The sequence below is a fragment of the Burkholderia sp. 9775_39 genome (assembly GCF_015712225.1).
Classification (GTDB): domain Bacteria; phylum Pseudomonadota; class Gammaproteobacteria; order Burkholderiales; family Burkholderiaceae; genus Burkholderia; species Burkholderia cenocepacia.
In genome coordinates this window covers 80132-99517 of the sequence record NZ_JACCQC010000015.1, presented here as the reverse complement: position 1 = coordinate 99517, position 19386 = coordinate 80132, and the positions used below count along the sequence as shown (strand labels likewise).

Genomic DNA, 19386 nt, shown 5'->3' with positions numbered 1-19386 from the left:
GTCCTTGCGCGCGTCACGAGGCGACGCGAATTACCACCTTGCCGAAGTGCTGCCCCGATTGCAGGTGCGCATACGCCTGCGGCGCTTCGTCGAAGCCGAACACCCGATCGACCACCGGCTTGATCCGTTTCGCGTCGACGAGCCGCACGACGTCGTCGAGCATCGCGCGGCTGCCGACCATGAAACCGTGCAACCGCCGGAAGCCGCCGATCAGCGACAGCAGCCCGAGTTCCGGCCCGCCGAAGCTGCTGAGGCCGCCGATCACCGACACGATGCCGCCGATTTTCGTCGCGGCGACCGAGCGCGGCAGCGTATCGCGGCCGCCGACCTCGACGACCAGATCCGCGCCGGCGCCGTCGGTGAGCCGCAGCACCTCGTGCTGCCATTCCGGCGTCGCGCGATAGTTGATCGTTGCGTCCGCACCGAGTGCACGCGCGCGTTCGAGCTTCGCGTCGCTCGACGACGTGACGATCGTGCGCAACCCGGCGGCCTGCGCAAGCTGCAGTGCGACGATCGACACACCGCCGGTGCCGAGCAGCACGACGGTCGCGCCCGGCTCCAGTCCGCCGTCGACGAACAGCGCGTTCCATGCGGTGATGCCCGCGCACGACAGCGTCGCCGCTTCGTCGTAGTCGAGATGCGCGGGAATCGCGACCAGCGCGGTTTCGTCGGACACGAAGCGTTCGGCGAGCACGCCGTCGAATTGCGCGCCGGGCGACCCCGCGACTTTCTGCGGCGTCGGCGGCCCGTCGATCCAGCGCGGGAAGTAGGTGTTGATCACGCGGTCGCCCGGCTTGAAGCGCGTGACGTCGCGGCCGGTTTCGACGACTTCGCCGGCGCCGTCGGCGACGGGGATCAGCGCTTCCTTGCCGATACCCAGATAGTCGCCGCGCGCGAACATCAGGTCGCGATAGTTCAGCGCGGCCGAGTGGATCTTCACGACGACGTCGGTCGGCCCGACCGGGCGCGCTGCCGCGTCGACGCGCCGGAGCCCGGCCAGGCCGTCGCCCGGTTTGATTTGCCATGCATGCATGTCGACTCCTTTTCGAGATAGTCCGGACTATCATAGTGTCGCGCGGGTGGACGCATTGGCGAGAATTTGGCCAACGATTGTTGCCGCCATGGACACAACCCCGTCATCGCATTTCATTGGAGCGGAGCGGAACGGCATGGACGAACGGCTCAGAGGCGTCGCCGAATTTGTCGACGTGGTGGAATCGGGCAGCTTCGCGGCGGCGGCGCTGCGCCTCGGCATGACGCGCTCGGCCGTCGCGAAGATCGTCGCGCGGCTCGAACTCCGGCTCGGCGCACGGCTGCTGCAGCGCACGACGCGCCAGCTCGGCCTGACCGACGACGGGTTCGTCTATTACGAGCAGTGCCGGCGGCTGCTGGCCGAACTGGGCGAGACGGAAGCCGCGCTCGACGCGGGCCGCCGCGAGCCGGCCGGGCGCGTGCGCATCAGCGTACCCGTGCTGTTCGGGCGGCAGTGCGTGGCGCCCGTCGTGCGGCGGCTCGTCGAGCGCCATCCGCGGCTCGAAATCGACATGTCGTTCAGCGATCGCGTGGCCGACCTCGTCAACGACGGTTTCGACCTGGCCGTGCGCATCGGCGAGCTGGCCGATACGAGCGCGCTGGTCGGCCGCAAGCTGGGCGTGCAACGCATGGGCATCTGCGCATCGCCCGACTATCTCGCGCGTCATGGACGGCCGTCGGGGCTCGAGGCACTCGCGTCGCACGTCGGCATCGCGTATTCGCGCGGCGGACAGCCGACACCGTGGCGGATCATCGGCGCGGATGGCGCGGTGCACGACCATCGCGCGGCCGGCCGCCTGCGGTTCGACGACCTGCAGGCGATCGCCGACGCGGCCGCCGCCGGCGCGGGCCTCGCGTGGCTGCCGTGCTGGCTGATGGCGCCGTACGTGCGCGACGGCCGCCTCGCGCTCGTGATGGACAGCGACAGCGTGTCGGGCGCCGAAGTGTTCGCGGTGCGGCCGGCGGCGCGCCACGTGCCGTCGAAGGTGCGGGTCGTCGTCGATGCGCTGGTCGACGAGATTCCGCACATGCTGGCGTCCGACGACGCGAGCGGCGAGCGTACGTGACGGCGACGCCATTCCGACGACGACGCGACAACCCGGCTGGCTGCGCATCGCGCCCGCTCGCGTCTCACATATCGAGATGACGTCCCGGTAATTGACGCGAATTTCACGCGGCTCCTAGACTGGCCTGCATGACGCCGCGCCTCACGCGAGACGATCCAGGAGACATGCCGATGACCGCCCCCGCCCCGCAGTTGCACGCCGCGACGATGCGGCGCCTGAACCTGCGCCTGATTCCGTTCCTGATGCTGCTGTACCTCGTCGCGTATATCGACCGCTCGAACATCTCGGTCGCGGCGCTGCAGATGAACGCCGACCTCGGCCTCAGCGCCGAAATGTACGGGCTCGGCGCGGGGCTGTTCTACGTGACCTACATCCTGTTCGAGGTGCCGAGCAACCTGTTCCTCGCGCGGGTCGGCGCGCGTCGCTGGATCGCGCGGATCATGATCACGTGGGGCATCGTCGCGGCCGCGATGAGCGCGGTGCAGACGCCGGGGCAGCTCTATGCGATGCGGCTGCTGCTCGGCGCGGCCGAAGCCGGCTTCACGCCGGGCATCATCTACTACCTGTCCGCGTGGTATCCGCAGAGCGACCGGGCGCGGGCGATGTCGTTCTTCTATATCGGCGCGACGCTCGCGTCGGTGATCGGGCTGCCGCTGTCCGGCGCGCTGCTGAACCTGAACGGCGTGCTCGGCGTCGAAGGCTGGCGCTGGCTGTTCCTGCTCGAAGGCGTGCCCGCGTTGCTGCTCGGGTTCGTCGTGCTGTGCCGCCTGCCGGACACGCCCGCGCACGCGCGCTGGCTGCCGGCCGACGAACGCGCGTGGCTCGAAGCGACGCTGCGCGACGCCGCGCCGCGCGAACATCTGTCGCACGGCGTCGCATTGCGGCGTGCGTTCGGCGACGGCAAGGTGTGGGCGCTCGCCGCGTTCTGGTTGCTGCAGGCGTTCGGCACGATCGGCCTCACGCTGTTTCTGCCGCTGCTCGTGAAGAGTCTGTCGGGACAGTCGAGCTTCGCGGTCGGCAGCCTGTCCGCGCTGCCGTTCCTGTTCGCGTGCGTCGCGATGTACCTGAACGGCCGGCATTCGGATCTCGGCGGCGAACGCGCGCTGCATCTCGGCGTGCCGATGCTGCTGGCCGGTGCGTTGCTGATCGCGGCGATCTATACGCCGGTGCTGCCCGTCGCGTATGCGCTGCTGGTGCTCGCGGTCGGCTTCAACTGGGCCGCGACGCCGGTGTTCTGGGCCGTGACGACCGAGTACGTGTCGGGCCTCACGGCGGCCGCGTCGATCGCGCTGATCAACGCGGTCGCGAACATCGCGGGGCTCGCGCTGCCGCCGGTGATGGGGCGGATCAAGGACGTCACGCATTCGTACGATCTCGCGCTGCTGCTCGTCGCGGCCGCGTTGCTGGCGGGTGGTGTGCTCGCGTTGCGGATCGCGTCGCGGCGCGTAATGCCGGTCGTGGCGGGGCGGGTGGGGTGAGCGACGTGTGTCGGCCGGCACCGGCCGTACGCGTTTCGCGTTGCTGGGGCCCAATCGGGAGAGGTTGCTCACACGGCGCGCCGCCCGTGTTGTGGCCGCACGCCTATTCGAATTCGAGGCTCTTGTTCGGCGCGTGCTCCTCATCGATATACGTGCCTTGAAAATCGGTGTCGCTGCCGTGACCGAGCACTTTGCCGCATTGACCGCGCTGCTCGACCGCCATCTGCGCGCCGTGAATGGCGAAATCGAGCTGGCAGCCGCCGGCGCCCACGTGGAATGCCTTTCCGTCGGCTCGCACGACGGCATTTGCCTCGTATTCCCGCCCGCTGTTTTGACCGTTCCATGTTGACGCGTTGAAGGTCAGGCGTGCCGCGTCGGCATACGGGTTGACGTGAATCATGATGATTCCGCCTCGATTGCGTGGGAGCGGCTTGGACGCTATCTCGATGAGCGTCCAGGTTTGCGACCAATGGAAGTCGTTGATGTCGCTTACGGCATCGGGTTGGGGCTGAGCAAGCTGCTGCAGCCGCCGAAGATAGCTCGTTCGCAGGCAGTCAATGTCTTTTCCGCACGCATCCCGTTGCAATCGCCAGCCGCGCTGATACGCCTTCAAAGCGTTGAGGCCGGCGTTGCCGCCCCCCATATCCAGTCGTTCGGGTGCGAGCGACCAGGCAATCGCGAGTTGATCGTCGAGTTTCGACAACTCGGGGGTGGCGCATATGGTTTGCTCTGCCGGCTGCCTGGCCAGATGGCAATTGAAGGCGGCGGCGTGTGCCGCGCCCGCGATCCAGAACGAGGATGGCAGGAGTACGGCACGGACCAGCATCCTCAGGGTAGGCGTTGTTTTCATGTCGAGATCGATGAGGTGGCGTTCTCCGACCGTTGCATGTGCACCTGCGTCTCCAGCGCCCATCCTCGCGAAGGCTTGCGAAAGACGTTGGTCGTTGAGAAAAGGATCGTTGGAACGGGTATATGCAACGCGGTCATGTTTGCCTGGAAGGCTTGAAAAAACCGGGCATGTCGACATCCGGGCTTTCTCCCAGATCGGCCATGTAATTTTTGCATATTCCCTTCTCCGAATGGACCGGTAACTCTGGCAGGGTGTCGAGCAGATCGACGCGAAGCCAGCGCCGGCCATGCGCGTTTCTTGCTGCTGCGGCACAATCGGGCCGAGCACGCGCGCGCCGGGTGAACATGGGCGCGTCGCGCCGTTTCCTCCGGATTCCTTGCCAAGGGCACACGCATGTCATCCCGCACTTATCTCGTCACCGGCGCATCACGCGGCATCGGCCTCGCGATCAGCACCACGCTCGCCCGACGCGGCCATCGCGTCGTCGGTCTCGCGCGGCACGCGCAGGGCATCGACTTCCCCGGCGAATTGCTCGCGTGCGATCTCGCCGATATCGAGCAGACCGCCGCGACGCTCGCACGGATCGGCGAACACCACCATGTCGACGGCATCGTCAACAATGCGGGCATCGTGTTGCCGCAACCGCTCGGGAAGATCGATTTCCAGTCGCTGCAGACCGTGTTCGATCTCAACGTGCGGGCCGCGATCCAGGTCACGCAGCACTTTGCCGATGCGATGAAGGCGCGCGGCCACGGGCGCATCGTCAACATCTGCAGCCGCGCGATTTTCGGCAGCCTCGACCGCACTGCGTATTCCGCCGCGAAGAACGCGCTGGTCGGCTGCACGCGCACGTGGGCGCTCGAACTCGCCGAGCACGGCGTGACCGTCAACGCGGTGGCGCCCGGCCCGATCGAGACCGAGCTGTTCCGACAGACGCGGCCGGTCGGCAGCGAAGCCGAGCGCAAGGTGCTCGCGACGATTCCCGCGCGCCGGCTCGGCACGGCCGACGACGTCGCGGCCGCAACCGCGTTCTTCCTGTCCGACGAAGCCGGTTTCGTCACCGGGCAGGTGCTGGCGGTGGACGGCGGCGGCAGCCTCGGCGGGCGCAGTTGACGCACGGCGGCGCGACGCGTGGCGGACGATACGCGTCGCATATTCCCCCACCCCGTTAGCATGTGACGAATCCGACTTTGGGCGCTGCGCGGGCGACGCTAAGATCGCCGCTCCCGTAGATCGAGCGTCAACAAGAATGAAAAAGTCGGCTTCGCCGTTGCATGCCTTTCGTTTCCGTGTCGTCTGCGCCGCGATTGCCGGCGCGGTGTCGCTCGCATCGTGCGGCGGCGTCGACAGCGATGCGCCGCCGTCGCAGGCCGGCGCCACGCCAGCGCCCACCCCGACCCAGGCCGCGAAGCGCCCGAACATCCTGTACATCATGGCCGACGATCTCGGCTACTCCGACATCCATGCGTTCGGCGGCGAGATCAACACGCCGAACCTCGACGCGCTCGTCGCATCGGGCCGCATCCTGTCGAACCACCACACGGGCACCGTCTGCGCGATCACGCGCGCGATGCTGGTATCGGGCACCGATCACCATCTCGTCGGCGAAGGCACGATGGGCGTGCCGACCGACGAACGGCGCGGGCTGCCCGGCTACGAGGGCTACCTGAACGATCGCGCGCTGTCGTTCGCGCAACTGCTGAAGGACGCCGGCTATCACACGTACATCGCGGGCAAGTGGCACATCGGCTCGGGCATCGTCGGCAGTACGACGGGCAGCGGGCAGACGCCCGACCAGTGGGGCTTCGAGCGCAGCTACGTGCTGCTCGGCGGCGCGGCGACGAACCACTTCGCGCACGAGCCGGCCGGCTCGTCGAACTACACGGAAGACGGCCGCTACGTGCAGCCGGGCCAGCCCGGGCAGCCGGGCGGCGCGGGCGGCAGCCCGGCCGTGTTCTATTCGACCGATTTCTATACGCAGAAGCTGATCTCGTACATCGATGCGAACAAGCAGGACGGCAAGCCGTTCTTCGCGTACGCGGCCTACACGTCGCCGCACTGGCCGCTGCAGGTGCCCGATCCGTGGCTGCACAAATATGCGGGCGTGTACGACGCCGGCTACGATGCGATCCGCAACGCGCGGATCGCGCGGCAGAAGGCGCTCGGCCTGATTCCGGCCGATTTCAAGCCGTTCGACGGGCTGCCCGAGACGACGGTCGCCTCGCCCGCGACCGCGAACAACGGCACGGCCGGCGCGAAGTACATCAACGCGGTGCATTCGGCCGCGGACGGCTACGGCGACTACGGCCCCGGCAAGGTCGACAAGCTGTGGTCGAGCTTGTCGCCGGCCGAGCGCAAGGCGCAGGCGCGCTACATGGAGATCTACGCGGGGATGGTCGAGAACCTCGACTACAACATCGGCCTGCTGATCCAGCACCTGAAGGACATCGGCGAATACGACAACACGTTCATCATGTTCCAGTCGGACAACGGCGCGGAAGGCTGGCCGATCGATTCCGGCGCCGACCCGACCGCGACCGACACCGCGAACGCACAGGAGCCGACCTATTCGGCGCTGGGCACCGACAACGGCAAGCAGAATGCGCAGCGCCTGCAGTACGGGCTGCGCTGGGCGGAAGTGAGCGCGGCGCCGTTCCGGCTCACGAAGGGCTATTCGGGCGAGGGCGGCGTGTCGACGCCAACGATCGTGCACCTGCCGGGCCAGTCGCAGCCGCTGCCGACGCTGCGCGCGTTCACGCACGTGACCGACAACACGGCGACGTTCCTCGCGGTCGCGGGCGTCACGCCGCCGTCGCAGCCGGCGCCGCCGCTGGTGAACACGCTGACGGGCGTCGACCAGAACAAGGGCAAGGTCGTCTACAACAACCGCTACGTGTATCCGGTCACGGGCCAGTCGCTGCTGCCGGTGCTCACTGGTTCGGCGACGGGCGAAGTGCACACGACGCCGTTCGGCGACGAAGCGTACGGCCGCGCGTATCTGCGCAGCGCCGACGGCCGCTGGAAGGCGCTGTGGACCGAGCCGCCGCTCGGCCCGCTCGACGGCCACTGGCAGCTGTACGACCTTGCGTCGGATCGTGGCGAGACGACCGACGTGTCCGCGCAGAATCCGTCGGTGATCGGCACGCTCGTCGACCAGTGGAAGGCCTACATGAGCAACGTCGGCGGCGTCGAGCCGCTGCGTCCACGCGGCTACTATTGAGCGCGGGAGCGACACGATGCGGTTCCGCTTCTGGACGATCGGCGCGGCGCTGGCCGCCACGCTGTTCGCCGCCGCGTTCGCGGCGGGCTATGCGAATCCGGCGGCGCCGGCGGACGGCGCATTCGACGACCTGAATCGCGGCCGCGCGCTCGCGCCGCTCGGTTCGGAGCGCGCGTGCGAACGCTATTCGGGGCTGCCGTCGAAATGGCGCGACGATCCGAAGGCCGGGATGGTGCACCTGCGCGGCGGCGCGTTCGTGTTCGGCAGCACGCGCGGCTATGCGGACGAGCGTCCGGTCGGCGACGGCCGCACGCGCGTCGGCGGCTTCTGGATCGACCAGACCGACGTGACGATCGCGCAGTTCGCCGCGTTCGTGCAGGCCACCGGCTACGTGACCGAGGCCGAGCAGCAGGGCGGCGCGGCGGTGTTTCATGTGCCGACGCGCGACGAGATGAACGCGCGCGACGTCGCATGGTGGTCGTGGGTGAAGGGCGCGTCGTGGCGGCATCCGCGCGGGCCCGGCAGCGACGTGACGGGGCTCGGCAACCTGCCGGTGACGCTCGTCACGCAGCGCGATGCGCTCGCGTATGCGCACTGGCTCGGCCGCGATTTGCCGACCGAGGCCGAATGGGAATACGCGGGCAAGGCCGGCCGCGACGACGCATCGCTCGATGCGGCGCCGCGCGATGCGCAGGGCAAGCCGGCCGCGAACTACTGGCAGGGCGCGTTTCCGGTGCTCGACTCGGCCGAGGATGGCCACGCGGGATTGGCGCCCGTCGGCTGCTATGCGGCGAACGGTTTTCGCCTCTACGACATGATCGGCAATGCGTGGGAATGGACGAAGGACGCGTACACGGGCCCGCATCAATCGCACACGAACGGCGACACGGCGGCCGTCGCACCGCCGACGCGCCGGCACGATACGCCGATGGTGATCAAGGGCGGTTCGTTCCTGTGCTCGCGCGATTACTGCGTGCGCTATCGCGCATCGTCGCGCGAACAGCAGGAAGCCGATCTCGGCGCGTCGCATATCGGGTTTCGCACGATCCTGAGGGACGCGTCATGACGGCGGGCATCGGGCGATTCGTGTCGGCGTGGCTGCTGGCGGCATGCGGCATCGCGCATCATGGTGCGGCGATGGCTGCCGACGCCACTGCACCGGCCGTGCGCGTCGGCGTCACGCGCGGCGTGCATGCGCAGATCCTCGACGAAGTGAAGCGGGTGGCTGCCGCGCGCGGGCTCGGTGTCGACGTCGTCGAATTCGACGATGCGTCGCGCATCGACACGGCGCTGGCCGACGGGCGGATCGACGCGGCCAGTTTCGAGGATGCGCAACAGCTGGCCGCGACTCGCGCACGCCAGCGCGTCGCGCTGACCGAAGTCGCGCCGACCGTCACGCTGCCGATGGCGTTCTATTCGCGCAAGCTGAAGAACCTGAACGAACTGCAACCCGGCGCGACGGTCGCGCTCCCCGCCGATCGGCGCGGGATGGCGCGTGCGCTCGTGCTGCTGCAGAACGACACGCTGGTCACGCTGCGCGAAAAAGCCGGTCTGCATGCGACGCTGCGCGACGTCACCGGCAACCGGCTCGGGCTGAAATTCGTCGCGCTGCGCCGCGACCGCCTTTACGCGGCGCTCGATACGGCCGCGTTCGTCGCGATCGACAGCGACGACGCGGCCCGCTTCGGGCTGCAGCCCGCGCGCGACAGCATCAGCCTGGAGGATGCGCGCTCGCCGTATGCGAACGTGCTGACGGTGCGCGACGCCGATCGCGCGAAGCCGTGGGTCGCACAGCTCGTCGCCGCGTATCACTCGGACGACGTCGCGCGCTTCATCCTCACGCGCTACCAGGATTCGGTGCGGCGCCCGTGGTAGACACCTACCAGCTCGCGTGCAACGCGTGCGGACGCTGCTGCAACAGCGCGCCGACGCTGTCGTTGCGCGAACTGTTCCGGCATCGGCATCGCTTCGTCGGCGCATTGACGCTCCGCCGCGTGCCGAAGCGGCGAACGGGCGAACGCTGGCAGGCAGGCGGGCGCGAGCAGACGCTCGATGCGGACGACGTCGCGGCCGCCGATGCGCTGGCGGACCGGCTGTTCCATCGCGGCGGCGGCATGAACGGCGAATGGCTCGCGCTGACGCTGCAAGGCTACGACTATCCGTCGCTGGGCCGCTGCGCGGCGCTCGCCGACGACGGCCGCTGCGGCGTGCACGCGAACAAGCCGTCGATCTGCCGCGCGGTGCCGCTCGATCCGGCGCTGCCCGACCGGTTGCAGGCCCGCGTGCTCGCGGCGCGGCGCGACGATGCGGCGTGGCTGGGCGCGAACTGCATCGTCGAAGCGGGGCGCGTGCGGTCTGCCGATGAATCGGTGTTCTCGATTCCGCTGGTGACGGCCGGACAGGTCGCGGACCGTGCGGCGCTCGACGCGCATCGCGCTGCGCTCGTGTTCGAGCGCGCGGTGTGGCGCGACGCCGTGTTCGCGTCGTTGACCGATGGCGGGCAGGACGTGCGTCATGCGCTGTCGCGGCTTGCGCCGGGCGGCTACCTGACCGTGTCGATCGTGCCGGTCCTGCTGGCCGTCGCGCCGGTTTCCGCGCATTGCCGCGCGCTGTGCATCGACTTCATCGACGCCCAGCTCGCGTTGATCGGCGCGAACATCGAAGCGGCGCTCGTGCGCCGGCAGGCGGCCGACCGGCCCGCGACGCACGAATTGCGCGGCTTCGCGCAGGCGCTGGAACGGGCGCGACGGGCGCTCGCGGCCATGCCCGCATCCGCGGTTGGAACGCGTGACGATGCGCCACGCATCGACGCATGGCTCGACGATCGCGTCGACGCCGATCCGCTCGCCGCGTGACGATCGCGGCACGCCGCGCGTGCCTTACACTTGGCGCTCTTTCACTCGTTCGGATGGAGCGGCATGTACGCGTCGACCTTCATTTTTCGTGCCGGGCAGTACGACGACGAATTCCACCGGCTCGACCGGCAGATCGCCGACATGGCGCGTGCGACGCCCGGCTATCTCGGCGAGGAAACGTGGGAGAACGCGGAAGCGGGCCTGATCCAGAACGTCTACTACTGGGAATCCGAGGCGGCGCTGCGGCAGTTGATCCAGCATCCCGCGCATCTCGAAGCCAAGGCGAAGCAGGCGCGCTGGCTGGACGGGTATCGCGTCGTGATTTCGCAGGTGCTTCGCGAGTATGGCGACGGCAAGCTGACGCCGCCGCATGCAGGGGCGTCAGCGTAAGCGTTGCCGGTCAGGCCGCTGCGCCGGCTTCTCCCGGCGCGGCCGGCTCGTTCGCCCTGCGCTCCCAGATCGGGAGCGTCGCGTTCTGGATCGACGTCTGCGCGTCGATGACCTTGCGGTGATCGATGCCGGGCAGGTCGAGCAGCCGGTCGATCGCCGCCTTCGCGCCTTCTGCATCCTGCGGGAAGGCGCAGGCGAATTGCCTGTTCGTCTCGAACAGAATCCACCAGACATCCGACGCGAACGGCCCCTCGTCGTTGGTCTCGATCACGATCGCGCCGAGGTCGGACAGCGCGATGCCGCGCATCGCCCCGGTGCCGTCGGTCGCTTCGATGCGCGTGTCGGTTGCCGTTACGGTCCAGCCGTTTTGTCGGGTCGACGATCGCGCGGCATTCGATCGGGCCGTGCTGCCGGCAACTGCGCCAGTGCCGGTGCCGGTGCCAGTGCCAGTGCCAGTGCCAGTGCCAGTGCCAGTCGGCGCGGCCCCACCCGCGGCACCGGCCGCAACGCTCGGCGCCACGCCATCCTGCCGTTCGCGCCCGTCGATCCACGGCAGCGCGGCGGCGCCCACCATCGCCGCGATCCATAAGTAGTACCCGGCCCCGAACGTGCGGATCGTTTCGTAGTTCGCATCGGTCGGGATCGTATGCCACCCGAGCGCAAAGACCACGACCCCGGCCAGCAGTGCGGACACGGTACGGCTCGGCCTGAGCAGCGCGACGACGAGCAACGGGTTGCCGAGCCACGCGAATTGCAGGTCGAGGATCGCGAGCCCGCCGAGCGCGAGCACCGTGTAGCCGTGCCACCAGCTCACCGCGCCGGCCGCATTCGGCGGTTCGGCCGCGACGGGCAGCAGCAGCGACGCGATGTACGACGCGACGATCACGACACGCGCGAGGTTCAGGCGGGGCGAAGCGGAGCGAATCTGCATGTTGCCTTCTCGTTGTGCACGATCATGCGAAGCGACGAAGGGCGGATGGCCGGGCCGTCATTCACGATGCGCGGGCCGACGTGGCGACGCGCCGAACGCGATTGTGGGCGATTCGCGCGGCGATGTCGAACGTGCGTCGTGCACCGCTGCGCCGTCACAGCGCTTCGACCAGCAACCGCGTGCTCTTCTCGCAATACTCGTGACATGCCGCGCGCGCGGCGATCGACGCACCGTGCACGAACCTGGGCGCGTCGGCCCGCCGCGACATCGACACGACGATCGACGGCGGCGACGGCTGCAGCGGCAACTCGACGACTTCGCCGCGCTCGATCAGCGCATCGACGAACAGCACCGGAATCGCGGCGACGCCGAAACCGTCGCGCACCAGCTGCACGATCACCGAGATCGACGGCGATCCGGTGATGCGCGTCTCCGACAGCGGCACGCCATGCGCGTGCGCGAGCGTGCGGACGATGTCTTCCAGCGCGCGATGGGGCGCGGTGCCGCGCCCGTAGGTGAGGATCGGCTGGCGCAGCACCTGCCGCGCGAGGCCGGTGCGCGTGTTCGGCAGCAGCCCGGCGCGGGCGATCCAGCGTACCGGGTAGTTCGCGAGCGCGTCGCACACGACCGACGCTTCGTCGCTGCCTTCCACGCGGATGATCAGGTCGAGTTCTCCCGCCATCAGCCGGCGCTGCAGCACGACGCTGACGTCGACGGTCAGATCGATCTCGAGCTGCGGATAGTCGGCCGCGAGCTGCCGCATGTAGTGCGGCAGCCAGCTGTGCACGACCGTCTCGATCACGCCGAGCCGCAGCTTGCCGCGCAGCGCGCTTTCGCCGGACGCGGCGGCCTGCAGTTCCTGCGTCGCCTCGACCACGGCTTTCGCATAACCGAGCAGGTATTCGCCGTTCGGCGTGAGCCGGAACGCGCGGCTGTCGCGATCGACGAGTACCGTCTGCAGTTCGTCCTCGAGCGCCTTCAGGCGCTGCGAGATCGCGGCCGGCGTCGCATGCAGCGCCGCCGCGGTCGTGCGGAAGTTGCGCAGCTTCGCGAGCGTGACGAAGGTTTCGAGAAAACGTGTGTTCATGGCGGTCGGGCGAGGCAGTGGATGCGCAGCTTGCCGGCGACGAAAAGTGAACGGGACCGGGGAAAACCCGCAGATCCGTTAAGAAATTCTATACAACAGGCGCAAAAAAACTCGTTGGCGACAAAATTTTTTCCTTTCTATTCTTCGCCATATCCAATGACACACCACCGTCATCCCCACGCCATCCCGATCTGCGACCGACCATCATGACGCCTTCCGAATTCCGCCAGTCCGTGCGCCGCGGCGCGTTCCGCGGCCCGACCGCCGGCCATTGCGGCCCGTTTGCCCAGGCGAATCTGGCGATCCTGCCCGACGCGTACGCGCACGATTTCCTGCGCTTCTGCCAGGCGAACCCGAAGGCCTGCCCGCTGCTGGGCGTCGGCGAACCGGGCGCGTTCCGGATCGCCGCGCTCGGCGAGGATCTCGACATTCGCACCGACGTGCCGAGCTACAACGTATACAGGGACGGCCGGCTGACCGAGCGCGTCGAGTCGCTCGAAGCGCTGTGGCAAGACGATTTCGTCGTATTTGCGATCGGCTGCTCGTTCTCGTTCGAGGACATGCTGGCCCGCGAAGGGATCGGGCTGCGCCACGTCGAGGAGGGGCGCAACGTGCCGATGTACCGCACGTCGATCGCGAACCGCCGCGCGGGGATCTTCGGCGGCCAGCTGGTCGTGTCGATGCGGCCGCTGCGCGGCGCCGACGCGATCCGCGCGGTGCAGATCACGAGCCGGTTCCCGGGCGTGCACGGCGCGCCGATCCATATCGGCCACCCGCGGGAACTGGGCATCGACGATCTGAACGCGCCCGAATTCGGCGACGCGGTGACGATCCGCGACGGCGAGCTGCCGGTGTTCTGGGCGTGCGGCGTGACGCCGCAAACCGCGCTGATGGACGCGAAGCTGCCGATCGCGATCGCGCATACGCCCGGCCACATGCTGGTGACCGACATCACGAACGCATCGCTGGCCGTGTTCTGACCGGCCGGCCACCCCGTACGCGACATACCGCGACATACCGCACCACAAGCCATTTGACGGCGCATCACGACAGGAGCACCACCATGGAAAGCAAGACCCTCGCGGCGCCCGCCGCCGAGCCCGCGAGCCGCGAGCGCAGCGGCCTGTTCTCGTGGTACGCGGATGCGCAGCCGCGCGAGCGCCGCGCATTCTGGAGCTGCAAGGTCGGCTACATGCTCGACGGGATGGACACGCAGATGCTGTCGTTCGTGATCCCGACGCTCGTCGCGACCTGGGGCATCTCGCTCGCCGACGCGGGCTTCATCGGCACGATCACGCTGCTCGCGTCGGCGCTCGGCGGCTGGATCGCCGGCATCCTGTCCGACCGGATCGGCCGCGTGCGCACGCTGCAGCTGACGGTGCTGTGGTTCGCGGTGTTCACCGCGCTGTGCGGGCTCGCGCAGAACTACCACCAGCTGGTCGCGGCGCGCGCGCTGATGGGCTTCGGCTTCGGCGGCGAATGGACGGCCGGCGCGGTGCTGATCGGCGAAGTGATCCGCGCGCGCGACCGCGGCAGGGCGGTCGGCCTCGTGCAGTCGGGCTGGGCGATCGGCTGGGGGCTGTGCGCGCTGCTGTATGCGCTGCTGTTCTCGGTGCTGCCGGCCGAGCAGGCGTGGCGCGCGCTGTTCCTGGTCGGGCTCGCGCCCGCGCTGCTGGTCGTCGCGATCCGCCGCTACGTGAAGGAGCCGGACGTCTACGAGAAGGAGAAGGCCGCGCAGGCGAAGGTGGCCGACGCGCCGCGCCTCACCGAGATCTTCGCGCCGAAGCTGATCACGACGACGCTGCGCGCGGCATTGCTGACGACCGGCGCGCAGGGCGGCTACTACGCGATCACGACGTGGCTGCCAACCTTCCTGAAGACCGAACGGCACCTCACGGTGATGGGTACCGGCGGCTATCTCGCGATGATCATCTTCGGCTCGTGGGTCGGCTACCTGACGAGCGCGTACCTGACCGACCGCCTCGGCCGCAAGCCGAACTTCATCCTGTTCGCGGTCGGCTCGATGGTGATCGCCTTCGCGTACACGTCGCTGAACCTGACCAACGCGTCGATGCTGTGGCTCGGCTTTCCGCTCGGCTTCTTCGCATCGGGCATCTTCTCGGGGATGGGCGCGTTCCTCACCGAGCTGTTCCCGACCCGCGTGCGCGGCTCCGGCCAGGGTTTCTGCTACAACGTGGGCCGCGCGATCGGTGCGCTGTTCCCGTTCCTGATCGGCGCGCTGTCCAAGCAATACGGGCTCGGCATGAGCATCGGCATCTTCGCGGTCGCCGCCTACGGCGTGGTGATCGTCGCCGCGCTGACGCTGCCCGAGACCCGTGGCCGCGAACTCGACGCCGCCTGACCGACGGCAGCGGCGGGGCGGCCCGCCCCGCGTGTTTCTTCCCTCTTCATCGACCCCGTGACACGGCGCGCGACGCGCGCCGTGCGGCGGCGTTCGTCCCTCGATTCAACGACGCATCGACCGACACCATGACTGACCGACACCTTTCCTCCGTTCCCTCCGACGCCGCGCGCTGGCAATTCTGGATCGACCGCGGCGGCACGTTCACCGACATCGTCGCGCGGCGGCCCGACGGCACGCTCGTCACGCACAAGCTGCTGTCGGAGAACCCCGAGCAGTACCGCGACGCGGCCGTGGCCGGCATCCGCCACCTGCTCGGCCTCGCGGCCGGCGAGCCGATCACGCCCGCGCAGGTCGACATGGTGAAGATGGGCACGACGGTCGCGACCAACGCGCTGCTCGAACGCAAGGGCGAGCGCACCGCGCTGGCCACGACGCGCGGCTTTCGCGACGTGCTGCGCATCGCGTACCAGAACCGGCCGCGCCTGTTCGATCTCGACATCGTGCTGCCCGACGCGCTGTACGAGACGGTCGTCGAGATCGACGAGCGCGTCGGCGCGCATGGCGACGTGGTCGTGCCGCTCGATGTTCAGGGTGCCGAAGCGTCGTTGCGCCGCGTGTTCGACAGTGGCGTGCGTGCGCTCGCGATCGTGCTGATCCACGGCTACCGCCATACCGCGCACGAACGGATGCTGGCCGAGCTCGCGCGCCGCATCGGCTTCACGCAGGTGTCGGTGTCGCACGAGGTGTCGCCGCTGATGAAGATGGTGTCGCGCGGCGATACGACCGTGGTCGACGCGTACCTGTCGCCGATCCTGCGCCGCTACGTCGAGCAGGTCGCGCACGAGATGCCGGGCGTGAACCTGCAGTTCATGCAGAGCAGCGGCGGCCTCACGCGCGCCGATGCGTTCCAGGGCAAGGACGCGATCCTGTCGGGCCCGGCCGGCGGCATCGTCGGGATGGTGCGCGCGGCGCGCGCGGCCGGCTTCGAGCAGGTGATCGGTTTCGACATGGGCGGCACGTCGACCGACGTGTCGCACTACAACGGCGAATTCGAGCGCGAGTTCGAGACGCAGGTGGCCGGCGTGCGGATGCGCGCGCCGATGATGAGCATCCACACGGTCGCGGCCGGCGGCGGCTCGGTGCTCGGCTTCGACGGCGCGCGGCTGCGCGTCGGCCCCGAATCGGCCGGCGCGAACCCGGGGCCGGCCGCGTACCGGCGCGGCGGCCCGCTGACGGTGACCGACTGCAACGTGATGCTCGGCAAGATCCAGCCCGATCATTTCCCGCGCGTGTTCGGCCCGCATGCGGACCAGCCGCTCGACCGCGACGGCGTGGTCGCGAAGTTCGCGGCGCTCGCCGATGAAATCCACGCGGCGACCGGCCGGCGCGAGACGCCCGAGGCGCTCGCCGAAGGCTTCCTGGAAATCGCGATCGGCAGCATGGCGAACGCGATCAAGAAGATTTCCGTGCAGCGCGGCCACGACGTGTCGCGCTACGTGCTGACGACGTTCGGCGGCGCGGGCGGCCAGCACGCGTGCGGCGTGGCCGATGCGCTCGGGATGACGCAGGTGTTCGCGCATCCGCTCGCGGGCGTGCTGTCCGCATACGGGATGGGGCTGGCCGACCAGACCGCGATGCGCGAGCGCGCGGTGGAAGCCGTGTTGTCCGACGCATCGCTGCCGGCGCTGAACGCGGCGCTCGACCGGCTCGCCGACGAGGCCATCGGCGCACTGCTCGAACAGGGCGTGGCGCCGGAGCGGATCGCGACCGAGCGGCGCGTGCACCTGCGCTACCAGGGCACCGATTCGGCGCTCGACGTGCCGGCCGGCAGCGTCGCCGCGATGCAGCAGGCGTTCGAGGCCGCGTACCGGCAGCGCTACGCATTCCTGATGCCCGGCACGCCGCTGGTGGCCGAACTGGCGTCGGTCGAGGCGATCGGCCGCTCGGACGCGCCGGTCGACGTCGCGCCGCTCGCGCCGCGCGAGGCTGGCGCGGCGCCGCAAGCGCACGCGGCCGTGCGCTTTTATTCCGGCGGCCGGTGGCACGACGCGGCGCTGGTCGTGCGCGACACGCTGCGCGCCGGCGACGCGATCGACGGCCCGGCGATCGTCGCGGAGCAGAACGGCACGACCGTCGTCGAGCCCGGCTGGCGCGCCGCGATGACCGCGCAGGGCAACCTCGTGCTGACGCGCACGACGCCGCTGCCGACGCGCCGCTCGCTCGGCACCGACGCCGACCCGGTGCGGCTCGAGATCTTCAACAACCTGTTCATGTCGATCGCCGAGCAGATGGGGCTGCGGCTGCAGAACACCGCGTACTCGGTGAACATCAAGGAGCGGCTCGACTTCTCGTGCGCGATCTTCGACGGCGACGGCAACCTGATCGCGAACGCGCCGCACATGCCCGTGCACCTCGGCTCGATGGGCGAAAGCATCCGCACGGTGATCGAGCGCAACCGCGGCCGCATGCGCGACGGCGACGTGTTCATGCTGAACGACCCGTATCACGGCGGCACGCACCTGCCGGACGTGACGGTCATCACGCCGGTGTTCGCGGACGGCTCGGACGCACCGCTGTTCTACGTCGGCTCGCGCGGCCACCACGCGGACATCGGCGGCACGACGCCGGGCTCGATGCCGCCCGATTCGACCCATATCGACGAGGAAGGCGTGCTGATCGACAACTGGCAGCTCGTGTCGGCCGGCGTGCTGCGCGACGCCGAGACGCGCGCGCTGCTGGCATCCGGCCGCTACCCGGCGCGCAACGTCGAGCAGAACATGGCCGACCTGCGCGCGCAGGTCGCCGCGAACCAGAAGGGCGTCGACGAACTGCGCCGGATGGTCGCGCAGTTCGGCCGCGACGTCGTGCTCGCGTTCATGGGGCACGTGCAGGACAACGCGGAAGAAGCGGTGCGGCGCGTGATCGGCGCGCTGCAGGACGGCGCGTACCGCTATCCGCTCGACAACGGCGCGGAGATTCGCGTCGCGATCCGTGTCGATCGCGCGGCGCGGCGTGCGGAGATCGATTTCACCGGCACGTCCGCGCAGCTCGGCAACAATTTCAACGCGCCGAAGGCCGTCTGCATGGCCGCGGTGCTGTACGTGTTCCGCACGCTGATCGGCGACGACATTCCGCTGAACGCCGGCTGCCTGAAGCCGCTGACCGTGATCGTGCCGGCCCGCTCGATGCTCAATCCCGAGTATCCGGCGGCCGTCGTGTCGGGCAACGTCGAGACGTCGTCGGCGATCACCAACGCGCTGTACGGCGCGCTCGGCTGCGTCGCGTCGAGCCAGGGAACGATGAACAACTTCACATTCGGTAACCATCAGTACCAGTACTACGAGACGATCGCCGGCGGCAGCGGCGCGGGCAACGGCTTCGCGGGCGTCGGCGCGGTGCAGACGCACATGACGAACTCGCGGCTCACCGATCCGGAGGTGCTCGAATGGCGCTATCCGGTGCGGCTCGATTCGCACCGGATCCGCGCCGGCTCGGGCGGTGGCGGGCGCTGGCGCGGCGGCGACGGCGCAGTGCGACGGATCCGCTTCCTGGAGCCGATGACCGCGTCGATCCTGTCGAACAACCGGATCCACGCGCCGTTCGGCGCGGCGGGCGGCGAAGCCGGCGCGCTCGGCCGCAACACGATCGAGCGGGCGGACGGCACGGTCGAGGTGCTCGATCACATCGGCCGCGCGCAGATGGCGCCGGGCGACGTGTTCGTCGTCGAAACGCCGGGCGGCGGCGGTTACGGCGCGGCCGGCTGAGCCGCGTACCCCGCGCCCGGCGCGGACGTCCCGCTCCGGGCGCGGGGAGACTATTGCAACGAACTGTGGAATAAAGCCGCGCATTCACGCGCGAACGGAATCAAAAATGGCGGAAAACCGGATGGCGGCATGTGATTCGACCCTGCCGCGACGGCCGCCCCGAAGATCCGTCCCCTTATCCATGAATCGGCTGCAAATGCTCGCCACTCGGGGCTTCCGGGGCGTCTCGCCGGCCCCGATTCGCCGCGCGTCATCCGCTCCGTCGCATGCTGCCAATCATGAAAAATCCGGCTTGCCAATCGAGTCCCGATTCCTTGACACTCTGCTCTAAATGTGAGTGCCAATCC

General features: G+C 69.0%; 15 protein-coding genes. 11 read left to right on the top strand and 4 right to left on the bottom strand.

Annotation, left to right across the window (positions count from 1 at the left end; translation table 11 throughout):
- Nucleotides 1-13: 13 nt before the first annotated feature.
- Entirely contained in the window at nucleotides 14-1033 is a 1020-nt protein-coding gene (locus H0X90_RS20890; protein WP_006484330.1) for an NAD(P)-dependent alcohol dehydrogenase, read from the bottom strand.
- 136 nt (nucleotides 1034-1169) lie between these two features.
- Here H0X90_RS20890 and H0X90_RS20885 point away from each other — a divergent pair, with 136 nt between their 5' ends.
- A complete protein-coding gene (locus H0X90_RS20885) occupies nucleotides 1170-2099 on the top strand; it encodes a LysR family transcriptional regulator (protein ID WP_077191010.1) in 930 nt (309 codons plus the stop codon).
- Nucleotides 2100-2269: 170 nt separating this feature from the next.
- Nucleotides 2270-3577: an MFS transporter gene (locus H0X90_RS20880; protein ID WP_077191051.1), complete on the top strand. Its 1308-nt coding sequence runs from the start codon at nucleotides 2270-2272 to the stop codon at nucleotides 3575-3577.
- Between the two features lie 103 nt (nucleotides 3578-3680).
- On the opposite strand, the gene H0X90_RS35780 is transcribed toward H0X90_RS20880, so the two are convergent.
- Nucleotides 3681-4754, bottom strand: coding sequence for a lysozyme inhibitor LprI family protein (locus H0X90_RS35780; protein WP_227739714.1), 1074 nt, complete (start codon nucleotides 4752-4754; stop codon nucleotides 3681-3683).
- 66 nt (nucleotides 4755-4820) lie between these two features.
- Here H0X90_RS35780 and H0X90_RS20870 point away from each other — a divergent pair, with 66 nt between their 5' ends.
- From H0X90_RS20870 to H0X90_RS20845, 6 genes are all read left to right on the top strand, one after another.
- Nucleotides 4821-5540 (top strand): SDR family oxidoreductase, encoded by a 720-nt coding sequence (locus tag H0X90_RS20870; RefSeq protein WP_006495706.1) that lies wholly within the window; start codon nucleotides 4821-4823, stop codon nucleotides 5538-5540.
- Between the two features lie 136 nt (nucleotides 5541-5676).
- Nucleotides 5677-7647 carry an arylsulfatase gene (locus H0X90_RS20865; RefSeq protein WP_006484325.1) on the top strand — a complete coding sequence of 657 codons (1971 nt, stop codon included), beginning with the start codon at nucleotides 5677-5679 and terminating at the stop codon, nucleotides 7645-7647.
- A gap of 16 nt (nucleotides 7648-7663) precedes the next feature.
- Nucleotides 7664-8713, top strand: a complete 1050-nt coding sequence (locus H0X90_RS20860; protein WP_077191012.1) for a formylglycine-generating enzyme family protein — start codon at nucleotides 7664-7666, stop codon at nucleotides 8711-8713.
- Entirely contained in the window at nucleotides 8710-9522 is an 813-nt protein-coding gene (locus H0X90_RS20855) for a MetQ/NlpA family lipoprotein (RefSeq protein WP_006484322.1), read from the top strand. Before H0X90_RS20860 ends, H0X90_RS20855 begins: the two co-directional genes overlap by 4 nt.
- Nucleotides 9516-10502 (top strand): YkgJ family cysteine cluster protein, encoded by a 987-nt coding sequence (locus H0X90_RS20850; RefSeq protein ID WP_062885290.1) that lies wholly within the window; start codon nucleotides 9516-9518, stop codon nucleotides 10500-10502. Before H0X90_RS20855 ends, H0X90_RS20850 begins: the two co-directional genes overlap by 7 nt.
- Before the next feature lie 63 nt (nucleotides 10503-10565).
- Nucleotides 10566-10892, top strand: a complete 327-nt coding sequence (locus tag H0X90_RS20845) for an antibiotic biosynthesis monooxygenase (RefSeq protein ID WP_006484329.1) — start codon at nucleotides 10566-10568, stop codon at nucleotides 10890-10892.
- Between the two features lie 10 nt (nucleotides 10893-10902).
- On the opposite strand, the gene H0X90_RS20840 is transcribed toward H0X90_RS20845, so the two are convergent.
- Both H0X90_RS20840 and H0X90_RS20835 read right to left on the bottom strand, forming a co-directional pair.
- Nucleotides 10903-11823 (bottom strand): hypothetical protein, encoded by a 921-nt coding sequence (locus H0X90_RS20840; protein WP_196438162.1) that lies wholly within the window; start codon nucleotides 11821-11823, stop codon nucleotides 10903-10905.
- Nucleotides 11824-11977: 154 nt separating this feature from the next.
- Nucleotides 11978-12910 carry a LysR family transcriptional regulator gene (locus H0X90_RS20835; protein WP_077191014.1) on the bottom strand — a complete coding sequence of 311 codons (933 nt, stop codon included), beginning with the start codon at nucleotides 12908-12910 and terminating at the stop codon, nucleotides 11978-11980.
- Between the two features lie 206 nt (nucleotides 12911-13116).
- Here H0X90_RS20835 and H0X90_RS20830 point away from each other — a divergent pair, with 206 nt between their 5' ends.
- From H0X90_RS20830 to H0X90_RS20820, 3 genes are all read left to right on the top strand, one after another.
- A complete protein-coding gene (locus H0X90_RS20830; RefSeq protein WP_069353469.1) occupies nucleotides 13117-13890 on the top strand; it encodes a putative hydro-lyase in 774 nt (257 codons plus the stop codon).
- Nucleotides 13891-13973: 83 nt separating this feature from the next.
- Nucleotides 13974-15272 carry an MFS transporter gene (locus H0X90_RS20825; protein ID WP_006484334.1) on the top strand — a complete coding sequence of 433 codons (1299 nt, stop codon included), beginning with the start codon at nucleotides 13974-13976 and terminating at the stop codon, nucleotides 15270-15272.
- A 128-nt stretch (nucleotides 15273-15400) separates the two neighbouring features.
- Complete coding sequence (locus H0X90_RS20820) at nucleotides 15401-19039, top strand: hydantoinase B/oxoprolinase family protein (protein ID WP_077191015.1); 3639 nt, start codon at nucleotides 15401-15403, stop codon at nucleotides 19037-19039.
- Nucleotides 19040-19386: the final 347 nt, after the last annotated feature.

Excerpts from the sequence above, each read along its gene's own strand:
- H0X90_RS20890 (WP_006484330.1), bottom strand. The coding sequence starts at position 1,033 with ATGCATGCATGGCAAATCAAACCGGGCGACGGCCTGGCCGGGCTCCGG.
- H0X90_RS20885 (WP_077191010.1), top strand. The coding sequence starts at position 1,170 with ATGGACGAACGGCTCAGAGGCGTCGCCGAATTTGTCGACGTGGTGGAA.
- H0X90_RS20880 (WP_077191051.1), top strand. The coding sequence starts at position 2,270 with ATGACCGCCCCCGCCCCGCAGTTGCACGCCGCGACGATGCGGCGCCTG.
- H0X90_RS20870 (WP_006495706.1), top strand. The coding sequence starts at position 4,821 with ATGTCATCCCGCACTTATCTCGTCACCGGCGCATCACGCGGCATCGGC.
- H0X90_RS20865 (WP_006484325.1), top strand. The coding sequence starts at position 5,677 with ATGAAAAAGTCGGCTTCGCCGTTGCATGCCTTTCGTTTCCGTGTCGTC.
- H0X90_RS20860 (WP_077191012.1), top strand. The coding sequence starts at position 7,664 with ATGCGGTTCCGCTTCTGGACGATCGGCGCGGCGCTGGCCGCCACGCTG.
- H0X90_RS20855 (WP_006484322.1), top strand. The coding sequence starts at position 8,710 with ATGACGGCGGGCATCGGGCGATTCGTGTCGGCGTGGCTGCTGGCGGCA.
- H0X90_RS20845 (WP_006484329.1), top strand. The coding sequence starts at position 10,566 with ATGTACGCGTCGACCTTCATTTTTCGTGCCGGGCAGTACGACGACGAA.
- H0X90_RS20840 (WP_196438162.1), bottom strand. The coding sequence starts at position 11,823 with ATGCAGATTCGCTCCGCTTCGCCCCGCCTGAACCTCGCGCGTGTCGTG.
- H0X90_RS20835 (WP_077191014.1), bottom strand. The coding sequence starts at position 12,910 with ATGAACACACGTTTTCTCGAAACCTTCGTCACGCTCGCGAAGCTGCGC.
- H0X90_RS20830 (WP_069353469.1), top strand. The coding sequence starts at position 13,117 with ATGACGCCTTCCGAATTCCGCCAGTCCGTGCGCCGCGGCGCGTTCCGC.
- H0X90_RS20825 (WP_006484334.1), top strand. The coding sequence starts at position 13,974 with ATGGAAAGCAAGACCCTCGCGGCGCCCGCCGCCGAGCCCGCGAGCCGC.
- H0X90_RS20820 (WP_077191015.1), top strand. The coding sequence starts at position 15,401 with ATGACTGACCGACACCTTTCCTCCGTTCCCTCCGACGCCGCGCGCTGG.